The 20,752-nt window shown below is 50.7% G+C and carries 21 protein-coding genes and 1 pseudogene; 18 read left to right on the top strand and 4 right to left on the bottom strand.

What is annotated here, in order from left to right; all coding sequences use genetic code 11:
- The first annotated feature begins 188 nt into the window (after positions 1-188).
- Complete coding sequence (locus tag ACO0K8_RS09640; protein WP_422946435.1) at positions 189-1,001, top strand: MipA/OmpV family protein; 813 nt, start codon at positions 189-191, stop codon at positions 999-1,001.
- A 264-nt stretch (positions 1,002-1,265) separates the two neighbouring features.
- Here ACO0K8_RS09640 and ACO0K8_RS09635 read toward each other — a convergent pair whose 3' ends face one another.
- Positions 1,266-1,877 (bottom strand): glutathione S-transferase family protein, encoded by a 612-nt coding sequence (locus ACO0K8_RS09635; protein ID WP_422946434.1) that lies wholly within the window; start codon positions 1,875-1,877, stop codon positions 1,266-1,268.
- Between the two features lie 287 nt (positions 1,878-2,164).
- On the opposite strand from ACO0K8_RS09635, the gene ACO0K8_RS09630 reads away from it, so the two are divergent.
- The 15 genes and pseudogenes from ACO0K8_RS09630 (at position 2,165) to ACO0K8_RS09560 (ending at position 14,682) form a co-directional block, all read left to right on the top strand.
- Positions 2,165-2,728 carry a hypothetical protein gene (locus ACO0K8_RS09630; RefSeq protein ID WP_422946433.1) on the top strand — a complete coding sequence of 188 codons (564 nt, stop codon included), beginning with the start codon at positions 2,165-2,167 and terminating at the stop codon, positions 2,726-2,728.
- A 30-nt stretch (positions 2,729-2,758) separates the two neighbouring features.
- A complete protein-coding gene (locus tag ACO0K8_RS09625; RefSeq protein WP_422946432.1) occupies positions 2,759-3,793 on the top strand; it encodes a hypothetical protein in 1,035 nt (344 codons plus the stop codon).
- 252 nt (positions 3,794-4,045) lie between these two features.
- On the top strand, positions 4,046-4,453 hold the full coding sequence (locus ACO0K8_RS09620) for an FKBP-type peptidyl-prolyl cis-trans isomerase (RefSeq protein ID WP_422946431.1): 408 nt from the start codon (positions 4,046-4,048) through the stop codon (positions 4,451-4,453).
- Positions 4,454-4,522: 69 nt separating this feature from the next.
- Entirely contained in the window at positions 4,523-4,729 is a 207-nt protein-coding gene (locus ACO0K8_RS09615) for a MerR family transcriptional regulator (protein ID WP_422946430.1), read from the top strand.
- A gap of 288 nt (positions 4,730-5,017) precedes the next feature.
- A pseudogene (locus ACO0K8_RS09610) lies at positions 5,018-5,596 on the top strand (NAD(P)H-dependent oxidoreductase).
- A 117-nt stretch (positions 5,597-5,713) separates the two neighbouring features.
- Positions 5,714-7,009, top strand: coding sequence for an acetyl-CoA hydrolase/transferase family protein (locus tag ACO0K8_RS09605; protein ID WP_422946429.1), 1,296 nt, complete (start codon positions 5,714-5,716; stop codon positions 7,007-7,009).
- A 142-nt stretch (positions 7,010-7,151) separates the two neighbouring features.
- A complete protein-coding gene (locus tag ACO0K8_RS09600; protein WP_422946428.1) occupies positions 7,152-7,904 on the top strand; it encodes a class I SAM-dependent methyltransferase in 753 nt (250 codons plus the stop codon).
- Positions 7,905-8,106: 202 nt separating this feature from the next.
- Positions 8,107-9,504, top strand: a complete 1,398-nt coding sequence (locus ACO0K8_RS09595; protein WP_422946427.1) for a CoA transferase — start codon at positions 8,107-8,109, stop codon at positions 9,502-9,504.
- Between the two features lie 207 nt (positions 9,505-9,711).
- The gene (locus tag ACO0K8_RS09590; protein WP_422946426.1) at positions 9,712-10,398 is read left to right on the top strand and encodes a DUF3313 family protein; all 687 of its coding nucleotides are present in this window, start codon (positions 9,712-9,714) and stop codon (positions 10,396-10,398) included.
- 264 nt (positions 10,399-10,662) lie between these two features.
- Positions 10,663-11,151, top strand: a complete 489-nt coding sequence (locus ACO0K8_RS09585; protein ID WP_422946425.1) for an FKBP-type peptidyl-prolyl cis-trans isomerase — start codon at positions 10,663-10,665, stop codon at positions 11,149-11,151.
- Between the two features lie 8 nt (positions 11,152-11,159).
- Positions 11,160-12,665, top strand: coding sequence for a tetratricopeptide repeat protein (locus ACO0K8_RS09580; protein ID WP_422946424.1), 1,506 nt, complete (start codon positions 11,160-11,162; stop codon positions 12,663-12,665).
- Between the two features lie 56 nt (positions 12,666-12,721).
- Positions 12,722-12,877, top strand: coding sequence for a hypothetical protein (locus ACO0K8_RS09575; protein WP_422946423.1), 156 nt, complete (start codon positions 12,722-12,724; stop codon positions 12,875-12,877).
- A gap of 278 nt (positions 12,878-13,155) precedes the next feature.
- Positions 13,156-13,545, top strand: coding sequence for a DUF1924 domain-containing protein (locus ACO0K8_RS09570; protein ID WP_422946422.1), 390 nt, complete (start codon positions 13,156-13,158; stop codon positions 13,543-13,545).
- 13 nt (positions 13,546-13,558) lie between these two features.
- Positions 13,559-14,056 (top strand): diheme cytochrome c, encoded by a 498-nt coding sequence (locus ACO0K8_RS09565; protein WP_422946421.1) that lies wholly within the window; start codon positions 13,559-13,561, stop codon positions 14,054-14,056.
- Entirely contained in the window at positions 14,053-14,682 is a 630-nt protein-coding gene (locus tag ACO0K8_RS09560; protein ID WP_422946420.1) for a cytochrome b/b6 domain-containing protein, read from the top strand. Before ACO0K8_RS09565 ends, ACO0K8_RS09560 begins: the two co-directional genes overlap by 4 nt.
- A 141-nt stretch (positions 14,683-14,823) precedes the next feature.
- On the opposite strand, the gene ACO0K8_RS09555 is transcribed toward ACO0K8_RS09560, so the two are convergent.
- The gene (locus ACO0K8_RS09555; RefSeq protein ID WP_422946419.1) at positions 14,824-15,282 is read right to left on the bottom strand and encodes a hypothetical protein; all 459 of its coding nucleotides are present in this window, start codon (positions 15,280-15,282) and stop codon (positions 14,824-14,826) included.
- A gap of 288 nt (positions 15,283-15,570) precedes the next feature.
- On the opposite strand from ACO0K8_RS09555, the gene ACO0K8_RS09550 reads away from it, so the two are divergent.
- Positions 15,571-17,697, top strand: a complete 2,127-nt coding sequence (locus ACO0K8_RS09550; protein WP_422946418.1) for a M36 family metallopeptidase — start codon at positions 15,571-15,573, stop codon at positions 17,695-17,697.
- A gap of 164 nt (positions 17,698-17,861) precedes the next feature.
- Here the strand turns inward: ACO0K8_RS09550 and ACO0K8_RS09545 are convergent, their stop codons facing one another.
- Together ACO0K8_RS09545 and ACO0K8_RS09540 are read right to left on the bottom strand one after the other, a co-directional pair.
- A complete protein-coding gene (locus ACO0K8_RS09545) occupies positions 17,862-18,731 on the bottom strand; it encodes an AraC family transcriptional regulator (RefSeq protein WP_422946417.1) in 870 nt (289 codons plus the stop codon).
- 498 nt (positions 18,732-19,229) lie between these two features.
- Complete coding sequence (locus tag ACO0K8_RS09540; protein ID WP_422946416.1) at positions 19,230-19,745, bottom strand: DUF6160 family protein; 516 nt, start codon at positions 19,743-19,745, stop codon at positions 19,230-19,232.
- A gap of 525 nt (positions 19,746-20,270) precedes the next feature.
- Between ACO0K8_RS09540 and ACO0K8_RS09535 the strand changes: the two genes are divergently transcribed.
- Positions 20,271-20,750, top strand: a complete 480-nt coding sequence (locus tag ACO0K8_RS09535; protein ID WP_422946415.1) for a thioesterase family protein — start codon at positions 20,271-20,273, stop codon at positions 20,748-20,750.
- The last annotated feature ends 2 nt before the right edge of the window (positions 20,751-20,752 follow it).

Below are 20,752 nucleotides of genomic sequence, written 5' to 3'. Positions count from 1 at the left end.
CGGTTTTAGTAAAAGGTGGCGTATTGCAGTACCAATCGAGGCGTAACTCGCCGCTTCTCAGCTAATTTTGGTGCTTTCAGAAAAGCCCAATTAATCTTCGTTCCGAGCTTGTAGCTGGACCAGAGTCTGTATTACTCAAGCCCAGTTCAGCTTCAAACGTTCACATTACATACTAAGGAATACCGAACATGAAATCTCATTTTTTAGCCTTACTTACTTTGAGCACCGCCTTTTTCGGTTTGCCAGCGATGGCACAAGAGAGCGGCAATCTGGCATCAGGTCGCGCCAGTCAACGTTCCAATGAACAAGCCGAGCAAGTGCTAGGCGTCGGTGTCGGTTATGGCACACCTTTGTTCAGTGATAAAAAACAATGGGCCGCCGGCTTATTGGGTGAAGCGAATTTTTCTAATGGCGTATTTTTGAGCACAGTAGACGGTATCGGTTATCGCTTCCTGAATAACGCCAATGGTTTCTCGGCTGCAGCCAGCTTGGGTGTGAGCCCTTGGCGTAAAGAGTCTTTCGGCGACAGCGATGGCAAAAACCGTTTGACTGGCATGGGCGACGTGAATGCACGTGCTCAGGCGAATTTGTTCCTCAATTACGATATGGGTGCTTTCCACTTCAACACCGCTGTGCATCAAACTATGGGTGACCGTCACGGTACTTCGGTTGATCTGATAGGTCGTTACGATGTTCTGTCTACTAAGACAGATTTGGTTGAGGTGTCCGCTGGTGTGAATTTTGGTAGTAGCACGCAGAACCAGACTTTCTTCGGTGTGACCAAGGCGCAGTCAGCCAACAGTGGTAACGCCGTATATAAAGCCGATGCCGGAATAACAGGTACGGGTGTGGGCGTGACATGGCGTCATTCCATCAACCAAAATTGGGTCACTTCGGTCAGTGCCGGTGCAGTCCATCTGAGTAATGTGGTGAGCGATAGCCCATTGACGGATAAGCGTACCGTGGCCGGTATTGGTGCTACTGTCGGTTACCGCTTCTAACTGCTAACTAGCGGCTTGTCAGTTTCAGAAATGAATTTGACATAGCACAGAGACGCACTGTTCATGCGGGTCTTCAGGCATAGTTGCTGAAGACCCGCATGGCTATTGCGCACTGGCTTGGGGGAACTTCTAAAAACCCCATAATCGTGCGCATCGCAGCGTTGCAACTCCTCGCAATACCGACGTATTGCTCCGGTTTGCGCCGCATCCCGATTAAAGGTTTTTTAGAAGTTCCCTTGGCATTAAATTGCCATTCATATACGATTAGGCGCCGTGCTTGGCAATCGCCCTTTGGTAGGCTGGACGTGCTTCTAGCATATCGACGAAGCGCGTCAGATTTGGATAGGCATCGCGCCCCGCACCTTTCACCGCCATCTGGGCGATGAAGGATATTTGCACATCGGCACCGGTGAGCGTGCTGCCGACAAAATAATTGCGGTCTTCCAATTCACTGTTCAAATAACCCAGATGATTTTTCAGCTCGCTTTGTATGCGAGGCTGTAGCGGTGCACCAGCTTCACCCAGCATTCCCACATACAGTTTCAGCATCAAAGGCAGCATGGCCGAGCCTTCGGCATAGTGCAGCATCTGTACGTAGCGGTTGTAATCGCTAGTGCCAATGGTGGGAGAGAAATTTCCCTTGCCATACACGCGCACCAGATACTCGATAATCGCACCCGATTCGATCAAGACCTCGCCACCGTCGCGCACTACCGGTGCCTTACCCAAAGGGTGGATATTCTTTAGCTCTGGCGGTGCCAGACGGGTATTCGGGTCGCGATCGTAATTGATCACTTCATATTCCAGCCCCAGCTCTTCCAGCATCCAGGTAATGCGGCGCGAACGTGATTCTCTTAAATGGTGAACTTCTATCATGGCGTGCTCTCGCTAGTGTTGAGGTCTAAGTGGGCACTCATTATGCCTAGTTTTGGCGGGTACTGCTGTGTTGTTCAACGTTCACACAAGTTAAAGGTTGTAGGTCTCTATCGGACCTGCCTGGATAAATTTTTCGTGCATACCGAATCGGGTAATCTAGGCAACGAGAGTGAAAAATAAATAATATAATAATTATTGATCTAAATTCAACTCCGTTACCACACAGTGAGACATAGATTAGTTTTGCAAGTATCATGGCAGGATGAAGCTTTCAAAAAAGGAAATACATGTTTCGATTTAACGTTGTTTTAACTGCCTTTTTGATTGTGGTATTGAATACTGGTTGTTCAGTCATGGCACCACAATATAATTTATCTGTAGATAACGTCCAGTTACTAAAAAATTCTGGAACGTCTGTTGTTAAAGTTGGCGAATTTAGTTCGAAAGAAGCTCCAGGAAATGCTAATCCTATCTCGATTCGTGGCTCGTCTCTTTCTTCGCCTTATCAGAATTCATATGCAAATTACTTGGCAGAAGCTCTCAAGCAAGAGCTGACCATCGCCAAAAAAATATCTCCAAATGCCATTTCGGAGATATCTGGCGTTTTGCTGAAAAACGACATCGATGCGAGTGTTTCTAGCGTCGGTTCAACTACCATTGAAGCGCGTTTTTTTGTCAAACAAAATGGCAAAGTAAGCTATGACCAAGTGAAATCGATAAAGCATGAGTTTCCGTCTGCTTTTGCCGGCGCTGTAGCACTACCAAAAGCTATTCAGGAATACACCTTTGCAGTTCAAAAGTTGCTGGCATTGCTTTATTCAGATGCTGCGTTTGTGCAGGCAATCAAATAATATCCCATATCCATTATTGAAATAATTCTCATGCGTATCTCAAATTTAATTAGCTCTATCCTTGTTTTTGCTGTGCTGACAGGTTGCGCACACCCTATCGTTATTTCACCGAATATTGAAAAAATCGGGATAAATACAAGTAATCAGACCATCAATAAAAATGTGGCTTATTACATTGCTGATGATGTCCTTGCTAAGGCTGTCATTACTCCCGGTGGCGGCGGCGATAAAGTAAGTTATCAACCTTACCGCGACATAGAAACAGGATTCTATAAAATGTTGTCCAGTGTTTTCCCCAACGTCATCAAGTTAAAAACACTTAATGATGTCGCAGCAATTAGTAAAAATAGTGTGAGCTATATTATTTCTCCAGTATTAGTTACCGACTCGTCATCTCCAAGCCCGTTTACTTGGCCGCCAACAAAATTTAGTGCTGAGTTAAGCTGCAACATTACAGATGCTGTGGGAAATACGGTTTTAAAGACTACCGTGCGTGGCGAGGGGGCGGCGGAATTTGATGAATTCAAAACAGATTTTGCTATGAGTGGGAGGCGCGCAACGGAGGACGCATTGCGGAAAATGCAGAATGCATTACTCAGTGCGCCTGAATTACGCGGCCAAGTGTCTGGTATCCCTGCAAATTACGGTAATGCGTTGGCACCAGCGACAACCCACGCAGTAACCGCAGCCCCAACTCTGGAGCAATCGGTCGTCAGTTCACCTGCAGTTAGTGCACCGCTCGTTTCGTCTAAAGCTGAGGTTGTACCAGCAATCGCTCCAGCGCAAGCAACGATAATTGTGCCAGTGGAAGCTGCTGTTTATAGCCAGTCACCGATGGTAGCTAGCAGCACATCAAACAATAACGCGATGGTGCAAAATGTAGAATTTCGTGTTGGCGCTTCTTCGGTGACGGTGGAGAAAATGGCAAAACAGGCAGGTTGCGTTGGTGGTAAAGGCGCTGGCTTGATGACACCTAAGGGATCTGTTGAGGTATATCGCATGGCTTGCGACAATGGTAGTCATTTCGTCGCTAAATGTGAAATGCGCCAATGTAGCGTGATGTAATCTCTGCGGCATACTGAAGCTGAGAAAAAGCCATCTGACTAAGTCGGATGGCTTTTTTATTTCTGGTAGCGCTGGACTCAATTTTACTTAGTGGTTAAGGGGCATGGTTTTTCTGAAATGAAGTGCCAACGAAAGCGATTGCCCACGCTCCGTGAGCACACTATAATCGCCCACTCTTACCTCTATCCCAAAAGCACAATGAAACTTTCATATTCCTACTCCAGGCTTGCTACTCTCGTGTTAGCTACTGGTATGTCTTTAGGCCTCAGTGCCTGTGGTGGCGGTAGCAGCACAACCAGTGCGCCCGTGGTCGATACTTCTGGTTCGTCTGCCGTCGTCGCACTTAAAACCATTGATACCGTGGTCGGTACCGGTGTCGCCGTCAATACCAATAACAAGGTAACGGTTAACTACACGGGCTGGCTGTATGACGTGAAGGCGGCAGATTTACATGGTGCAAAATTCGATAGCGGTAAATACAGTTTCACTATCGGTGGTCAGGTGATTGCTGGCTGGAATCAAGGCATACCCGGCATGCAGGTAGGCGGCAAACGTACCTTAATCATACCTAGCTCCTTGGGCTATGGTGCCCAAGGCTATAGGACAATTCCCGCTAATGCTGCCCTGGTGTTTGATGTGGAATTAGTCAGCATCGACTAAACACTAAGGACCTGGCGCTATCTCTGCCGGATTCCTGATTTGCACTAGTCGTGTCACTCCGGAGCCTCTATGTATATCGGTGAATTAGCCAAATTAAGTGGCGCAACGCCTAAGGCGATACGCCATTATGAGGCGCTGGGCTTACTTGGCAAGGTAGCGCGCAGCGGTGTGTATCGCAGCTATGGTGCGCAAGAATTGGCGCAGATCAAGCTGATCAAGCAAGCCCAGGTTTTGGGGTTTACATTATCTGAAATGGTTGCTACGTTTTCCACCTAGGCAGGGCAGCCAGACTGGTTAGGGCTGAGCCAGCAGATACTGCAAAAACGACTTGCAGTGCAGGCAGAAATACGCAGACTCACTAGCCTGTATCAGCAATTGGACGAGATCAATCTAGAGATACTTTCTTGTCTGGCGGGCGAGGTGGCAAAGTGCTAGCACGAAGCACCGTGCAGCTTGTCGCAATCGTCTGACCGCAATTCTTCAAAAAATAGATCAACATGTGCTTGACTCTGTCCTTAGGGGCAGACTTATCCTGAGTTTTTTTCATTGCAGGAGTCTTATGCCATGAGCAAAAAAATACTCGTCATACTTGGTCATCCAGCACACAGCAGTTTTTGCGCTGCTCTGGCTGACAACTATGCATCTGCAGCACAAGCCGCCGGACACCAGATTAAAGTTTTGCGCCTGGCAGACTTGACGTTTGACCCTGTTCTGCATCAAGGCTATAAAGAAGTTCAAGCACTAGAGCCGGATCTACTGCAAGCACAGCAAGACCTCCTATGGGCCGAACACCTATGCCTGATTTATCCGATCTAGTGGGGTGGTATGCCAGCATTACTTAAGGGCTTTCTAGACCGGGTATTGTTGCCAGGTTTTGCTTTTAAATTTAGCCCCGGCTCCGCATTTCAAGAAAAACTCTTGAAGGGGCGCAGTGCGCATATCTTAGTGACGATGGATACGCCGCCCTGGTATTTCAAATGGGTGTACCGTATGTCGCCGGTGGCGCAGATGCAAGTCACCACTTTGGAATTTTGCGGCATCAAAGTACGCCAATCCAGGGTGTTTGGCCCTATGCTCAATTCCACACAGAAACAAAGAGACAGCTATCTGCAACTAGCCAGCACTCTGGCAAGTAAGTTGTAGCACGTCGCAAGTAAATATCTCCTTAAATGTCATTCGCATGACTGCGCAGCACGGCTATCGCGCCTATGATCGTTGTCGCAGTCGGTATTTGACTGAAAGTTCAACAGGGAGCGTAGCGTGTCAGTTCAAGAGCTTTACCGTAAAAAACTTTGTAGCGCGGCAGATGCCATAGGCCAGGTTCAGAATGGCGACTTCATCGTTGTTCCTACCGGTGTCGGCGAGCCGCCCGCGCTGCTGACGGCTTTGTCAGAGCAGCGCTTGCGCTTTCGTGATGTCAAGGTTGGTCAGATTCTGGCGGTACGCAAGTTTGGCTATTTTGATCCTGAGACGGTTGAACACGTGCGGCATGTGGCATTTTTTTACGGTGCCGCTTCGCGCGCCGGCGGTCAGGCTGGCTGGATCGATTTTATTCCCAGCTACTTTTCCGAAATGCCTAGTCTGATACAGCGCGGCCAGATTCCCGCTGATGTGGTGTTCAGCATGGCTTCTCCTATGGATAATCACGGCTATTTTTCACTGAGCCTGGGTGCCGATTACACCATGGCGGCAGTGGCCAAAGCGCGCGCACTGGTGCTGGAGGTGAACCCCAATGTGCCTTTCGCCTACGGCAATTGCCACGTGCATATCTCACAGGTGGCAGCCCTGGTCGAAAGTAGCGAGCCGGTGATGGAGGTCGGTCTGCCCAAGATAGGCCCGGTGCAGGAAGCGATCGGCAAGTATGTGGCCGACATGATAGATGATGGCGCTACACTGCAGATCGGTTACGGTGGGATTCCCGATGCGGTGGTGATGCAATTAACCAGCAAGCACGATCTGGGCATCCATACCGAAATGATAGGCGACGGCATCCTGACTCTACTGGAAAGCGGGGCTGTCACCAACCGCAAGAAAACCTATATGCCGGGTAAGATGATCGCCACCTTTGCGTTGGGATCAAAAAAATTGTATCAGATGATGGATAGAAATCCAGCGTTGGAAATTCATCCTGTCGACTTTACCAACGACCCCTATCTGGCCGCAAAAAACGATAAGCTGATGGCGATTAATGCCACCTTGCAGATTGATCTGTTGGGACAGTGCGGCTCTGAGAGTCTGGGCCCAGTGCCATATTCAGGCACCGGTGGCCAGGTCGATTTCGTGCGCGCCGCCAATCGTTCTAATGGGGGTAAGGCTTTTATTGTGCTGCCATCGACCGCCAAGGACGACAGCATTACCCGTATCGTACCTACCCTTAGCCCTGGCACCCACGTTACTACCGGTAAAAACGACATCAATTATGTGGTCACCGAGTTTGGTGTCGCGCAATTACGCGGCAAGAGCGCCAAACAAAGAGTCGCCGAGATGATCTCCATTGCTCACCCGGATTTTCGTGCCGAATTGCGGGCGGCGGCGCAACAAATGCGTTTGCTCTAAATTGTATTTTGTTGTATCAGTGCGCCTTTTCTACTAGTTGTTGCTTCGTCAAAGTCGTAAAATCATCCTCAAGAAGGTATGATATCTGCACAAATTTACAGGTGTTTGATTTGTATCGGTATCAGTATCAGCGGATGACTCTTTGGATGATGAAAAGGTGTACTCGATGGCGCAATGTAGTTTATGTGGACAGATAGAATCTTCACCAGTAGGCGAAAAACAGGGTTCAGTTTTTGTAAAATGCAAAGCATGCAGTCTGATACGTATAGAGCCACATCCGACCGATAAAGAGCTGGAAGTCTTTTATCAAAATTATGTGTACACCGAACGTGTCGTTAATCCCAGAAAAAAATGGTTGCGTTTTCGCTTGCGAGTCTGGTTACTGCGTCTGTTGGCACCAGGAAAAAAATTTCTCGATATCGGCTGTAACGTTGGCAGCATGGTGTCGGCCGCGCACGCCATGGGTTGTGATGCGGTCGGCATCGACGTCGGCCCCAGCGCCATCGCGCATGCCAAAAAACTCTGGCCAGACTGCCGTTTCTATAACGAGACTTTAGAAGCGTTTACCGCCCGCGGTGAAAAATTCGATATCGTGTTTTGTACCGAAGTGATCGAACATGTACGCGATCTGCACGGCTTTATGCAAGCCCTGACCGAGGTCTTGAATCCGCACGCCATCCTGTTTTTTACCACACCCGATTCCGGTCATTTCCGGGTCTCTAAGACGGACCTGATTTCATGGTCGGAGCTGCGCCCTACCGAACATCTGGCGATCTTTAACAAGGCGAATATCCAGCAATTATTTCAGCAACATGGATTTGGCAGTTTTTCTTTCGTACCCATGCACCGCGCCAATTTACGCTTCTACACGCGCTATCAAGCACTGGCTAAATAGAGTTCTAAAACAGGCAGCGCCAGTGCGCATATGCCATGCGCCTGCTGGCGGCATCTACCCGCAAAGCCGCATGGGATATGCGTGAGCGGGCAGGCGCTGCTACACTTCTTAAAACGGGTCAGCTTAAGCACCGACTTTGTATTTTGCGGGGCTTGAGTGACACAGTTCTCAAACGTATTGATTGTCATTGAGAGTCTAGAATATGTCAGCAACGAGCACACTGCAATCGCTCTGGAAATTCGCCGGGGCCGATCCTGATTTTTTACAATATCTGCAATTTACCGGTGATAGCGCACAATTGCCTTCGGTGTTTCAGGTCGGTGATCTTGCCTCGGCCAGTATCGCGGCGCAAGCCTTGATGGCGGCGCAGATCTGGCATAGTCGCAGCGGCGCCTTGCAACAAGTCTGCATAGATCAAAGACATGCGCTGGCGATGTTTCGCAGTGAGCGTTATCTGAGAATAGATGGTCAAGCGCCCACCGATCTGTGGAGCCCGATCGCTGGCTATTACCAGTGTGGTGATGGGCGCTGGATACAATTGCATACGAATTTTCCGCAGCATCGCGACGGCGTGCTTAAGCTCTTGCAATGCGCTGATCAACGCGATGCCGTGGCGCAAGCGATCGCTGGCTGGCAGGCCGCCGAACTCGAAGCGCAACTGGCTAGCGCGGGGATGTGTGCGGCCATGATACGCACGCCGCAAGAGTGGCAGGCGCATGCTCAGACGAGGGCGATTGCAGCCTTACCCTTGTTTGAAATTGAACGCATAGGTGATGCAGCGCCACGGCCTTTTTCCGATATTTCTGCATTACACAATGCGCGGCCCCTGAGCGGGCTGAAGGCGCTTGATTTGTCGCGTGTCATCGCGGCACCGGTGGCGGCGCGTAGCTTGGCGCAACATGGTGCCGACGTGTTGGCGATTAGCGCCGCCCATCTGCCGAATATTACGCCGCTGGTAATCGATACCGGACGCGGAAAACGTTCGGCGCAACTCGATTTGCGTGAGAATAATGGACGGGCGCAGTTGCATCATTTGCTGCGGGATGCCGATGTATTTTTACAGGCCTATCGCCCCGGTGCTTTAGCCGAGTACGGTTACTCAGCGCAGGAGATGGCGCAGCAGTACCCGGGCATCATTCACGTCAGCCTGTCGGCGTATGGTCATGTCGGGCCGTGGGCCGAGCGGCGTGGCTTCGATAGTCTGGTGCAATCGGCCAGCGGTATCGCGTTTGAAGAAGGGCAGGCGGCTGGCTTGGCCGGACCGGGTAAATTGCCCTGCCAGGCACTCGATCATGCCACCGGTTATCTGGCGGCGTTCGCGACCATGCTGGCGCTGCAAAGGCGCGCGCAAGAAGGCGGCAGTTGGCAAGTCAGGGTGTCGCTGGCGCAAACCGGGCACTGGCTGCAGAGCATGGCCAGACGCGGCTTGCACGAAAATGCGGCAGAACTAAGCCCGGCCGAAATTGCCGCCAGCTTACAAGTGAGCGACAGCGCCTACGGCCAGATCAGCGCAGTGAGACCGGTCGAGCAGATGGCAGCAACGCCAGCGTATTTTGATAAGCCGCCAGCGCCCCTAGGGACACATGCGGCACAGTGGTAGCTGCTATCTTTAGTAGATTGATGGGTATGGATCTCAATACTATGCATCATGCCTTAGGGCATTTGCGCATCTGAAAAACATGACTTGAGTTTGTGAATGGCTGGAGTTATATTTTTGCTTGTGACTAGATCGGCGTATGCAGCAACCTGGCGACCAGCACATAAAAACGGCACATTAATCAACAGGACATAACACAAGGATATGGCTATGAATAAGCGCTTTCTCCCATGTAAGATCGTTTTTCTTTCTTTGATGTTGGTAACGGCAAGTTCTTTCGCAGCGAGTAATAAGGCACTCGATGAGGTGATGAGTCATGATGGACTGCAGCAAACCAAGTTGAAAGGCGTCGATCTGGCCTATGCTAAGCCGGGCGCTAGTCTGGCAGCTTACACACAGATCAAATTAGACCCAGTCGAGGTGTCGTTTAGCAGCAATTGGGACCCGACTCGCACCGGTAGCAGATTTAAACTCGACGCCGAGGAAAGAGAAAATATTCGTAGTGGGGTCGCTAAAGTGGTCTATGAACGGTTTGCCAAAACCTTGCAGGCCAAGGATGGCTACAAAATTGTCAACGACGCCGCTGCCGATGTTTTGCGCGTCAAAGCGAGCATCATTAACCTCTACGTTAACGCCCCTGACACGATGACTGCAGGCCGCAGCCGTACCTATACCGTATCGGCGGGTGAAATGACCCTGGTGCTGGAGCTTTATGATTCAGAAACCGGCGCAGTGCTGGCCCGCATCGTTGATCGGCAGGAAGCGCGTAACAGTAGTGGACGCTTAAGTATCAGTAATAGTGTCATAAATTCTGGCGAGGCCGAATCGATTGCCGATGGCTGGGCTAGCATCCTGCGTAAGAGTCTCGATAAGGCACATGGGATCGGTAAAAAATAATCGCGCTGAGCTCAACTAAACTTACATTACCGTATGCTGGTTTTAGTCCGCATGCGGTAATTTTTTTTATACAGACTCACAGACTCACAGACTCACAGACTCACAGACTCACAGACTCACAGACTCACTGGATCACTGAAGTAAAAATCTCAGCCATATTTCGCTACACGCCAGCACCTGATTGGCAAGCCCTCCGCATGAGAGGTAAAATGCGCATGCAATTTTAGTTGTTAAGGCCGCATGCCCATTTTGAAAGCGATTTAAATGAAATCTAGTCTATTTTTTTCTGGCCTCGTCTGCGCTAGCGCCCTCGTCAGCACTAGTTTGCGGGCGCAAGATAATCCTGCTGCAGGTGCGGTCAGCGCCGCCAGTGCTGTCGTTGCTGAACAGCCGGCTGCACCTAAAAACGTCAGCTCCCTGATCAAGACCGATACCCTGGTCGGCACCGGCACTGAAGCTACTTATGGCGCGAATGTAGAAGTGCATTACACCGGCTGGATCTATAACAATAAAGCGCCCGATTTACACGGTGCGCAGTTTGATAGCTCGCGTAATGGCGGTGCGCCATTTGCCTTTATGTTGGGTGCGCGCCAGGTCATCAAGGGTTGGGATATGGGCGTGCAGGGCATGCGGGTTGGCGGCAAACGCACCCTGATCATTCCTAGTTACCTTGCCTATAGCACCAACGGCTCTAACGGCATCCCACCGAATACCCATCTGGTGTTTGATATAGAACTGCTCAACGTTAAGTAATAGCGACCGTGAGCGACATCGCAGCTTTGCTACAGCAAGCTCTGACTCTGCATCAAGCGGGCGACTTGCAGCAGGCGGCGGGGCTGTACCGGCAGGTGCTGGCAAGACAACCGCAGCATTTCGATGCCCTGCATTTATTGGGAGTAGTCGCCAGGCAAAACGGTGAGGCGCAGGCCGCTGTTGAGTTAATTAGTCAGGCTCTGGCAATCGACGCCAACCAGGCGCTAGCGCATTGCAATCTGGGCGCGGCGCTGCAAGACTTGGGCCAGTCTGAGGCTGCGCTGGCCAGCTACCAGCGCGCTATCGCTCTCAAGCCCGACTATGCGATGGCACTACATAATCGTGGCAATGCCTTGCGCATCCTGGGCCGCTTAGACGCCGCACTACTTAGTTACGACGCGGCGCTGGCGATCTCGCCCGATTATCCCGAAGCATTCTACCATCGTGGTCTGTGCTACCAGGCTTTAGGCCAATCGCAAGCGGCGCTGGACGATTATCAGCAGGCCCTGCAACTGCGAGCGCGCTATCCGCAAGCGCTATGCGCCAGCGGTGTTGCTATGCATAGCCTGCGGCAGTATGAAGCGGCCATAACCTATTATGAGAGCGCCCTCAGGCTACAGCCAGACTACGCTGAAGCATGGTGCAATCGTGGTAGCGCCCTGCATAAATTGCAAGAGTACGAGGCGGCGCTCGATAGCTATCAGCATGCGCTTGAAATCCGTCCTGATTACGCCAAGGCGCATGAATATTGCGGCAATGTCTGGCGCGCACTGGAACAGCCGCAGCAAGCGATCGCAGCGTATCAGCAAGCGCTGCCCTGCGGTGGCGACGCATCTCACCTCGATTACCTGCTGGCCACGCTAGGCGTCGGTGCCACGCCAGCGACCGCACCGTCTGCCTACGTCAGGCAATTGTTTGATCAGTACGCGGGACATTTTGATCAGCATCTGCAAACGGTGCTCGGCTATCAGCTGCCCGCTTTGTTGGATGCGGCAATCACGCGGCAGCGGCCGGCGCAGCAACTCGCTACTCTCGATGCCGGTTGCGGTACCGGCTTGTGCGGGCCGTATCTGCGGCCTTATTCACATAGCCTCCGCGGCGTCGATCTGTCGGAAAAAATGCTGGAGCAAGCGGCGCAAACCAGCTTGTACGATGAGCTGACGTGCGCGGAGTTGAGTGCCTACTTGCTGCAGCAGAAAGCGCGTTTCGACCTGATTGCGGCGGCCGATGTGCTGGTGTATCTGGGCGACTTAACACCGGTATTTTACGGTGCCAGCCTGGCTTTGCGTAGCGGCGGCTTGTTTGCGTTTTCGGTAGAACAGGGCAGCGCCACGCAAACTGACGATTTTCATTTGCAAGCTTCGCACCGTTACGCCCATAGCGCCGGCTATCTGCAGCGTCTGGCCGTTCAGCATGGCTTTGCGGTCGCCGAAATGCAAGCGGCAATCGCGCGCCAAGATAAGGGCGAGGATATACATATCTGGGTAGTGGTGCTCAAGGCCAGAGAGTTTTAATCGGCCTGGAATCTATCGCCGCGGTTGGTACATCTCTGGCGTTTTGAACTTTCAACATGGCACTGGCCCAACGCGCATATTCCATGCGCCTGTCCGGCTATGCAGGCTGCAAAACCGCATGGAATACGCGTGAGCGGGCTGCCTCCAAAATTATTCTGAGTAACAAAGTCGGCGTAGCGTTCTTTAGCTTGAGCGGATCGCGCATGGTATAGCCCATCAGATTACTGGTGAGGTCTACTCCACCACGCACGCCTACGTCGCGTCCAAGCGCGCCCGCCGGCCGCGCAACATATAGTGGAGCAATAATCCTAGAGATGCGATGCTGCACAAGTTTTTTTGGTCTATTCGTCCAGATGTTTGACATTCGACAAAAAGGCCATCAATTTAAATTTCTAGGTGTTCCCATTTGATAAGAAGCTCTTAAGAATTAGCGCACACTATGATGACGTTGCCACCAATGATGTCGGCTCTTTTTTAACTAGGAGTAATCATGAAAAAAACTTTATTCTCTTTCTTAATGCTGGCATTTAGTCTTGCATTTAGTCTGGCCTGGGCCGATAGCCCGGTCGACATGCAAAAGTCGTATGAGGCGCTTTCTGGCAAAGCATCGGCCGTGCGTGGCGAACAATTTTTCAACAGCAAGCATGGCAAAGAATGGAGCTGTGCCAGTTGCCATACGACACAACCGAACAAGGTAACAGAACATATAGTGACCGGAAAAAAGATAGAGCCGCTGGCACCGGCTGCCAACATCAATCGCTTTACCGATGCCGCAAAGTCGGAAAAATGGTTCAAGCGTAACTGTAAAGACGTACTTTCCAGAGAGTGCAGCGCGCAAGAAAAGGCGGATGTGATCGCTTGGCTACTCACCATTAAATAAAGGCGGAACTACCATGAAAAACCTCTTGCAAGCACAGGTTGCGGCAACCTTCGTCACATCTGGACTGAGCACGGTGCTGGCGCTGTGTATTTACGCCCCAATGGCGATGGCCGACGATGTCGGAATGCCGGTCAGCGTACCGAAAGCCTATACGACGGAATGCGCCAGTTGCCATACCGCATATGCCCCCGGCTTGCTACCAGCCAAATCCTGGCAAAGCATTCTGAACACACTAGAGAAGCACTATGGCAGTGACGCCAGCGTTGATCCAAAAGCGCTGAAAGAGATCTCTGCGTGGTTGCAAAACTATGCCGCTAGCTCACGGAAGTTTGCCGAGCTGCCACCGGAGAACCGTATCACCAATAGCGAGTGGTTTAACCGCAAACATCGCGAAATTAAGAAAGACGTGTGGTTGCGCGCTTCCATCAAGAGCCGCTCCAATTGCATGGCATGCCATCAGCAAGCCAGCAAAGGCGATTTTGATGATGATAGTGTCAGGATTCCACGATGACTACGCCTCAAAAAAACAGCGGGCTGGTGTGGGATCTCCCGCTGCGCCTGTTTCATTGGTCGCTGGCGCTGTGTTTTGCCGGCGCCTGGTTGACTGCTGAAAGTGAAGTCTGGAAATTATGGCATATCAGTTTCGGGTATTCGATGGGGCTACTGGTAGGTTTTAGGCTGATCTGGGGTGTGCTAGGGACACGGTATGCCCGCTTCTCTGAGTTTGTCAAAGGTCCATCCGCGGTAAAAGCCTATTTTCTCTCGCATCTGCGCGGTCAGAACGGACAGGCAGAGCAGCATGTCGGGCATAACCCAGCCGGTGCATTGGCGATCATCGCCATCTTGCTCACTACGATAATCATTGTTGTGAGCGGCTATCTCACTTATCAGGAGATCGGTGGTGACTGGTTGTCGGAAGTCCATGAAGTCATGGCTAGTCTGCTGATGGCGATCGTGGTCTTGCATATCGCAGCGGTTGTGGCGACCAGTGTGCTCCAGAAAGAAAACCTGGTGCGTGCCATGCTGACCGGCAAAAAGAAGCTCACCGATGGCGCTGCAATACAGCAGTCCAGACCTGTGCTTGCCTTGCTATTGTTGGCAGCGCTGATGGCAGTGTGGTGGGGCGTGTTTCGCTAGCGGTAGTGTACCAAAAACGATGCCAGTGTTTGAGCCAACTGTGATCGGGGAGTGAGCGCGCATTGTTGTCCTGTCTTAACGGCCCCGCGCTGCTCAAATTTTTACAAGAAAAGCTTTGATAGAGCGAAATGCGAAGCAATTCTACTCAGGAATTATCTGTAAATAATCGACCTTGCCGCCCTTATTAAAATGGATATCAACTAACACGGTTTCTTTACTATAGCGCGCACGGTAACGGTAGTTGCGATCTTCTCCATCGACTTTCCGTGCGAGTAATTGCAAGCCGATCAGCTTCCCGTATAAGGCAATTTCTGCGCCGTTTTCTTTTGCTGCCTTGGGAAACATCAGAGCGCGTGCCTTCTCTGTAAAGCTTTCTTCTGGCAAGCTGCCATCGGCGTATTGCAATAGCAGTGCGCGTACTTGTAGGGTGACCTGTGGCTCGACATCGGGAATGGCTTTGGCCGCACCAGGTACCGGCGTCGGGAGAGACTGATCGACGCTAAGCTGAGCCCTAGTGTCGGCTTTGGCGCTATCAGAAAGCATAAAACCCAAGACCAGCAGCGGAGCTAACAAGAAGCAAATGTTGCGGCATTTAAGCATGGGCGCCTATTGAAAAAAGTTTAATTGATTTTGTAAATGATAACGCCAGTTCGCGCATAAGACTAGCCCAAGCTGCATCTGCTTAGTATCGTCAATTTATCTTTTTACATCGTCATATTGTCTTTGTATTTGTCAAATTACTGTCAAAATGTTCACTATTAATGGACAAATTTAGCTCCTATACTGGTGAAACGTTGTTTGATTTGCACAGCCCGGCGGGGCTGCTACATGGCGCGTCGCGAGACGCAATAATCTTGAAAAACATCATAATTTCTGGAGATACATAACATGCAGCATCATTCACGTTCTATTTTGGCTTCTCTCATTCTTTTGGCTTTTTCTGGTGCGGCGCAAGCGGCAAGTAGTCAGACGACCCAGAATCTCACGGTATTTTCCGCCACCAAGGCCGGTACTGCGCAAGATGTCTTACGCCAGCACGCCGCCCGCTTTGCTTTGCCTGCGTCTTTGGATAATCTGGTCCTTACGCGCACGCAGGAATCTTTGCTCGGTACGCATTATTATTACCAGCAAATGTTACGCGGCCTGCCAGTCGATAGGGCCGAGATTATCGTCTCCATAGGACGCAATGGTGACTTGCTGAAGATCTTCAATGAGACCAAGCACGTCTCTGAAAAAGCCGACGCCAATGCGGTCAATCAGTTGTATGTGCAGACACAGATCACTAGTGAACGCGCACTGGATGTGGCCTGGAATAATATGAAGGTGCAGCATCCTTTGGTGAGTACCCCGAGTACCGATCTGGTATGGGTCGCCAACGGCGATAGTTTTCAATTAGCGCATAAAGTACAGATCGCCGCGCAAATGCCTACCGGTGGTTTTGTTCAATACATCAATGCGCAAAACGGCGCGCTGCTGGAATCGCATTCCACTTCTTTGCCACGCACCAATAAAGGCGGTGAGCGCAGCATAGCAGCACGCGCTGCCATCACAGGAGCAACCCTAGACCGCCAAAGCGCCACCAAAGCCAGCGCTAGTCTAGCGCCTATGCAAAGCAAGGCCGCGGCGGTAGCGGCGGTGGCCTCCGGGATTAATGGTAGCGGACTGGTGTTTGATCCAGATCCGCGCACAGTCTTAAACACCGACGCCTTGACCGATACCTCGCCGGCTTCGGCTTTCGATGCTGCCTATTCGACCAAAACGCTGGCCGATCTGACGGTGACAAACGGCGTGTATAAATTAAGCGGACCTTACGTCAATATCACGAATATCGAGGCTCCGGCGACCGCACCTAGTACTACCAGTAACGGGGTTTGGACTGCCAAGCGCGGCAACAATGCCTTCGACGATACGAATGTGTATTTCCACGTCGATCAAAATCAACGCTATATCCAGTCGATGGGATTTACCGGCACCAAGTCCATCATTAACCGTCCTCTAAATATCGACACCGACGGCGTGAATGGTGATGATAATTCGCATTACAGCGGTGGCTCTAGCGATTATCTGGCGTTTGGTCATGGTTGCGTGAACGACTCGGAAGATGCCGACGTGATCTTGCATGAATACGGGCACGGGATACAGGCCAATATCAATCCTAACTGGAGCGGTGGCGACACCGGTGGTATGGGTGAAGGCTTTGGTGATTATTGGGCGGCTTCGTATTCGTATAGCACCCCGAACGGCAAAATCTATCATCCGGAATGGGCGTTTAGCTGGGATGGTCACAGCGCTTGCTGGGGCGGCCGCATGATGAATCGTACCGATGCCAAATACAATAGTGCCAAAAGCTATCCTGCGCATGTCTCAGTGACAGAAAACGGGGTGACTTTTCAGTCGGATGAATTGTGGTCGGCACCGCTGTATCAAGCCATGGTCAGCCTGATTGCCGCTGGCAAGCCGCGCGCGAATATCGACAAGATCATCCTCGAAGCGCATTTCGGTCTGGGAGCCAATGTCAAGATGCCAGCCATGGCGACCGCCATCGTGAACGCCGCGCATACCCTGTTTCCGGCCGATGTGACGTATGAAAACACCTTCAGGGATAAGTTCGTGGCACAGAATATTCTTGGCGGTGTGGTGCCACCGGGTATCATCATGAACGAGACTGAAAGCAATAATACCAGTGCCACTGCCAATCTGGTCGCCTCTTCCAATACCACGGTCAACGCCACTATCTCGGCCAGCACCGATGTCGATTACTTTAAGGTCAGCCTGCCCGCCGGTAAAACCTTAAAAGTGACACTGACACCAAATGCCAGCTCTGACTATGATCTGGAATTGTATAGCAGCACCAATGTCAAACTGAGCTCCAGCGTGAACGGCACGGGCGCGGTCGATACTGTGACTAAGGCAAATACCGGCAGCACGGCCATGGTCTTGTATGCAAAAGTGATTTACTACAGCGGCGGCGTAGGCGCAACTAGCGGCAAATATTCTATGCTGGTGGGTTGGTAATCTGTAAGGTAACAGGGGTGTTGTAGAAATTTAAAAACACGGCACCCGGTTCACGCATATCCCATGCGCCTGTTGGCGGCATCTGTCCGCAACGGCGCATGGGTGTCTGACTTAGGTGGCCGGCTTAGATGGCAAATCTGGCATTGGGTTTGCGTTTGGGTCTATCAACGCAACGGCAAATAAATATTCGTCAGTAATTCTGTCGGCGCGGTGTCGCGCGGATTGTTCAGGTACTCTTCAAATATTGGTTCATCGGCGGCTTCTTGCCCTGAGCCTGGCAGCCAATTTCCATATAGCCATTGGTACACGGCGGCCATATCTGAATACGGCCCTTTGTAGTGCAATACCGCATATTTTCCGCCCTTAATTTCAGCGCTGCTGATTGGTGCTTGCAAGCTCTCTGGCGTTAATTGGGGCGGTTGGCTGATGCAGGCTAAGGAGCGTAATTCGGCTTCTGCTACCGAACAAGGATCATCCAGAAACACGCCAAACCAGCGCGTCTCGGTGCTGAATAAATTGCGCGAACTGGCGCAGCCCTTCAGTGTGTCGAAAGCTTGCGCGATGCCGAGATAGGCACCGCTATGTGCGACACAAATGACAGGGATCATGGGGGTGCTGCTGATTTCAACTGGATACATGTGGGCGCTCCTCGATGGGCTGGGTGGTGAAAACTGGATGTGGCTGCCGGCTTTACGATAGCGGGCCGGCGGCAAGCCATATACGGCGGAAAACGTACGCGTGAAAGATTGCAGGTTCGGGTAACCGGATAAGCTGGCGATCTGGTCTATCGTCATCTCACTGCGCGCCAGATAGGTCGCGGCGCGTTGCAGACGCAAGCGTTTGACCGCAGCGACCACGCTCTCGCCATGCACCGCCTGATAAATTCTATGCCAGTGATACGGCGACATACAGGCCACTTCGGCCAGTTTATTCAGATCGAGATCTTGATCCAGATGCGCATGCAGATAGGCAGTGACACGGCTGAGCCTGCGCTCATAATGACTAAAACTTTGGGTACTTGATGACTTTTCCATAGACGATAAATGCCAGGTTCTGCTGCAATGAGGTTGGACCACTAGCTAGACGAAACAATAACACGGAGCGATTTGACAAATCTTGCGGAGTTGTGCGGCAGAGGTTTAAATATTCTAAAAAGGGAACTTCTAAAAACGTTTGCGCAATCTGGATGCGCCTTGCAGCCCGATATTGGCTGGAAACCCGCATGGATGTTGCGTATGTTGTTTGGGGAACTTCTAAAAACCCTTTAATCGGAATGCAGCGCAAGGCGCAAACCGAAGCAATACGTCGGTATTGCGAGGATTTGTAACGCCGCGATGCGTCCGATTATGTGGTTTTTAGAAGTTCCCTTTTTATTTTGAATTGATGCGAGGCAGGATGTGAATCCAGAGCGAATTATGCGCATCATCGTGATAGGCATGCATGGAAAAATACCGTCTGCAGCAGAGACAAAAAAACGGCAGCGGGGAAGCGCTGCCGTTTTTTTTACAAAAGAATTTCAAACAAATTGAAGCTTAGTGTGCCCAGATATAGGCAGTAGTGCCTTGCAATTTGATGTCGTTCAGAGCGGTAGAACCGAAGGATGCATTGCTATGACCCATCTTGATGCTGGCAACACTCATGTTCAACTCATGACCAGCCGCAACGGTGATTTGTGGAACAGCGATTTTAACCACATCGCCAGCTGGCATAAAAGCAGCTAAACCAGCACCACCAGTAACACCCAATACTGAGTTAGGGCCACTTGCGGCGCTTGCTTCAGCTTGGAAAGTAGCATTGTTGATGATGTCGATAGTCGCAGCCAGGGAACCAGTGATAGAGATGTTGTTGTGGCTGATAGAACCACCAGTAGCATCGGTGTCTGTGTAGACGAAAGAACCGATGTTGATGTTCAGATTAGCGGCGATAGACACACCGTCTTGACCGCTGACTTGGCTCAGGTCGGAATCTTCGATAGTCGACATGGCAGATGCCGCCATTGCGAAAGAAGACAAAGCTGCTGCGAGGGCGAGTTTTTTGATCAGTTTCATGGTAAATCTCCAGTGGTGAATTAATTATTTTTATGTGCGTTGAAACTTAACGGAGGACTCGCTCGCTGATTATTTCAGCGTAGTCGAGGCCCGGTAATACGGTACTTTTGAATGGGGTCAAGAGCGCTGCATCACGGAATAAAGAGTAAATGAATTGCTTTTTTTCTTACAGAATATATTTAGAATCTTTATTCGATTTTGAATAAAAAGCAGCGGATATGAGGCCGTTTTCTGGCGGAAAAATACGCATTAATTGACCACGTATTGATGCTTATTTTGCTATGAAATATAAAGTCTTTGTGCACACTGTCATCACAGTGAAATTTCAGTTGGAAGAGCTGCGAGTAAAAAAAACAACGGATGAAAAATAGCACGCGACGGAAGTTTCTCGTCGGAATTTATATGGAAAAAATTCGAGAGAAAGTTCATCTGATACGCCCCAAATATGCAGTGCTTAGGTGGCAGGGGTGAGTAAATGTTAGAGTGACGCATATTTTAAACATTGATCGCAAGGATATCCCCGGCATGACCCAGCACATTATTCAAAACCCAGAATTTCAGGCTTTGCTCAAGCATGTTATGGAGGAGAAAATCCCTTTTTGTCAGCTGCTGGGAATTAAGCTGAGCAGCTTTGATCCTGATAATCCGCAGATTAGTATCGATATGCGTGAGCAATTGCTGGGTAATTTTTCCAAGGGCATGTTGCATGGTGGCGTGATCGCCTCAGTGCTCGATAGCATGGCCGGTTTTGCGATCTTGCTCAAGATGGCGCAGCATAGTCCTAAGGACGATGCGATGTCGCAGCTCAAAGAATTTTCACGCATGAGTACCATTGATCTGCGCATCGATTATTTGCAACCGGGGTTGGGCAAGACCTTTACCGCCAGCGCCGAAGTGACGCGTCTGGGTAAGCGCATCGCCAATGTACTGATGACGCTCAAGAATGAGAAAAACGAATTGATTGCCACTGGTGCCGCCGCCTTTATGTTGCACGAGAAAGCGTAATT

This window comes from Undibacterium sp. Ren11W, assembly GCF_049340485.1.
Classification (GTDB): Bacteria; Pseudomonadota; Gammaproteobacteria; order Burkholderiales; family Burkholderiaceae_D; genus Undibacterium.
This window is presented reverse-complemented; position numbering and strand designations above follow the sequence as displayed.